At 65.2% G+C, this 2687-nt stretch carries 4 protein-coding genes; 1 reads left to right on the plus strand and 3 read right to left on the minus strand.

Annotated features, from left to right (window positions below; all coding sequences use genetic code 11):
- Positions 1–812, minus strand: an 812-nt coding sequence (locus tag ACFDTG_RS16575) for an SLC13 family permease (protein ID WP_375292019.1), incomplete at its 3' end; no start/stop codon positions are given.
- Between the two features lie 136 nt (positions 813–948).
- On the opposite strand from ACFDTG_RS16575, the gene ACFDTG_RS16580 reads away from it, so the two are divergent.
- Positions 949–1596: a hypothetical protein gene (locus ACFDTG_RS16580; protein ID WP_375292020.1), complete on the plus strand. Its 648-nt coding sequence runs from the start codon at positions 949–951 to the stop codon at positions 1594–1596.
- Between the two features lie 12 nt (positions 1597–1608).
- Here the strand turns inward: ACFDTG_RS16580 and ACFDTG_RS16585 are convergent, their stop codons facing one another.
- A complete protein-coding gene (locus tag ACFDTG_RS16585; protein WP_375292021.1) occupies positions 1609–2088 on the minus strand; it encodes a hypothetical protein in 480 nt (159 codons plus the stop codon).
- Between the two features lie 219 nt (positions 2089–2307).
- Positions 2308–2687, minus strand: a 380-nt coding sequence (gene infC / locus ACFDTG_RS16590; RefSeq protein WP_375292022.1) for a translation initiation factor IF-3, incomplete at its 5' end; no start/stop codon positions are given.

Genomic DNA, 2687 nt, shown 5'->3' on the forward strand with positions numbered 1-2687 from the left:
ATGGCGATGACCGGCAGCAGCCGTTTTTCGGGCGTGCTCCATTCCCGCTCGCTGGAAATCGCCGCCCGCGCTGCCGCGATGTCGAAGGGATGGTCGGCCACGCGCTGCACCCGGCCGATGATCGCGGCGGCCAGCGGCACGCCCAGCAGCACGAGCGGCAGGCCGTAAAGCGCCCACTCCGCAAAGCCGATCCGCACGCCGGTCAGCCTGTCGATCAGGCCCACGGCGATGGCATTCGTCGGCGTGCCTACCAACGTTCCGAGCCCGCCGATGGTAGCCGCGAAGGCGATGCCCATCGGCAGCGCGCCGGCGAGGCCCTGTGTCGCCCCCTCGCGCGAACCGCCCGCTTCCAGCACCGCAAGCGCCATCGGCACCATGATGAGCGCGGTGGAGGTGTTGGATATCAGCATGGAGAGGACCGCCGCTGCCGTCATGAAGGCGAACAGGACGCCGCGCTGTCCTGAGCGCGCGCCGCTCAGCCGCAGGAGCCATAGCGCCAGCCTGCGGTGCATCCCGGTGCGCTCTATCGCCAGCGCCAGAAAGGCCCCGCCCAGGATAAGGAACAGGATAGGGGAGTAATAGGCGCTCGCGGTCGCCTTCGCATCCATAACTCCTGCGATGGGAAGCACGAGGAAGGGTACCAAAGCGGTCGCGGTAAGCGGCAGAGCCTCGGTCATCCACCAGGCCGCCATCAGCAGGACCAGACCGCCGGTCACCATGGCCGGGCGATCGAGCCCCGCGGGCGTCGGCAACACGCATGACAACACGAACGCCAGCAACCCCAGCACCAGTCCGACCCGTTTTGCCGTCATGTGTTGTGACGCGCCTCCCCTCGCGCCCCTTCCCTAACATCGCCCAGGTGGAAGCGACAAATCTTGCGGTCTTCCTGTCCTAAGTATGAAGCGGATGGTCATGGTGTGGGCATCTTCGGCCCGTTAGACATGGGCCATGATGAAGCGTAGTCTATCTCTCGCCGCCGTAGCCGCTCTGATCGGTTCGAGTGTCGCAGGTCCCGCTGCCGCAGCGGGTCCGCCGGCGCAGGCGTGGGAGATCGGCCCCTTCATCCGGGGCGAGAACTATTCGAAGGGCATGCCCGTCAGGCCTCAGCCGAGCGAGGATGGGCCGAGTTTCATGATCCCGGGCCCCACCGCCAGGGATGGACACGTCCATTATGTCACCGTGACCGCGCGTCCGCTTTCCGGCGCGAAGCGGATTACGCTTCGCTACCGCATCGACGCGGCGCGGGGCACGCGCTTCGTGCCACAGGAATCGCCGGACTTGCGCGCCACGCTGTCACTTTATTTCCAGCGGGCCGGCGATGGCTGGACGCGCAAATATCCCGACTGGCGCTGGTATGCGCCGGAAAATCGCATGGTACCGCTGAAGCCGGGCACGCACACCGTCAGCATCGGACTGGACGAGGACTGGATTTCGATGATGGGGCCCAGCGCGAAGGCCAACCGGGCAGGGTTTGCGCGGGCGTTGCAGGATACGGCCAGAGTCGGCTTCGTCTTCGGTTCGTCCGGAGGCCGCGGACACGGTGTGTTTGCGACTCAGCCCGCGCGTTTCACCATCCTCGATTTCCGGATCGAGTAAGCCTTCGCGGCTTCAGTGCGTCCAGGCGAGGTCCGCCGAATGGACCCGCCAGCTCAACTGCTCCGGCGTGGCACCGGGAATGTCATTGACCCGGGTGAGAACGATCGGGCCCTGGATGGCAACGGGGCGGCCGGAAGCATCCGTCGCGGTGATCGAGGCGGGGCTGGTATAGTAGGACGTGCCTGCCGCCCCCTCCATCCGTCCGCCGGGGATGGAAACGGTAATTCGCTCCAGCCCATCGAACAGCGCATTCCATTTGGCCTTGGTCCACTGTTGGCGCGCATTGTCGTCCATCATGCCCCAGGCCTGGTCGAATTCGCGCAGCTCAAGCGCGCGCGCAAAAGGCAACAACACGGCGCGCGCACCCTTTTCCGTGCTCTGCACATCCGGTGCGGTGTCCAGTGGGGTCAGATCGGGATAACCGTCATTGACTCGATCGGGACGTCCTTCCCCGATATCGGGAGTGGGCGAGGTTACCGGGGCGTTCGGCATTGCCGAGGGAGTGGGCGCCGCCGTTGTGGCACCCTCGGGCGAAGCTTCGGTCCCGGAAGGCTGCGAACAGGCGGCGAGGGCGGTTGGAGCGGCAACGCTTGCCCAAATGGCGATTCTGGAGATCATGCCGGCGCAACGGACCGGCGTGCGCCTGCGTTCCCGGCCCGCAGGGCGAGCCGGGAAAGTGCCTGAAATGTATCGCGCGTTTAGATGCCGCGATTACTTGGGAGAGACGACCATAACCATCTGGCGACCTTCCAGGCGCGGGAAGGCTTCGACCTTCGCCACTTCGGCGATGTCGTCCTGCACGCGCTTGAGCAGGTCCATGCCGAGCTGCTGGTGCGCCATTTCGCGACCGCGGAAGCGCAGGGTGACCTTGACCTTGTCGCCTTCCTCGATGAACTTGTTCATGCTCCGCATCTTCACGTCGTAATCGTGCGTGTCGATGTTGGGACGCATCTTGATTTCCTTAATGTCCTGCGTCTTCTGCGTCTTGCGCGCGGCGTTGGCCTTCTTCTGCGCTTCGTAGCGGTGCTTGCCGACATCGAGGAACTTGCACACCGGCGGGTCCGCATTGGGGGACACTTCGACGAGGTTCA

Origin of the sequence: Qipengyuania sp. (genome assembly GCF_042095715.1) — a bacterium.
GTDB lineage: Bacteria > Pseudomonadota > Alphaproteobacteria > Sphingomonadales > Sphingomonadaceae > Qipengyuania.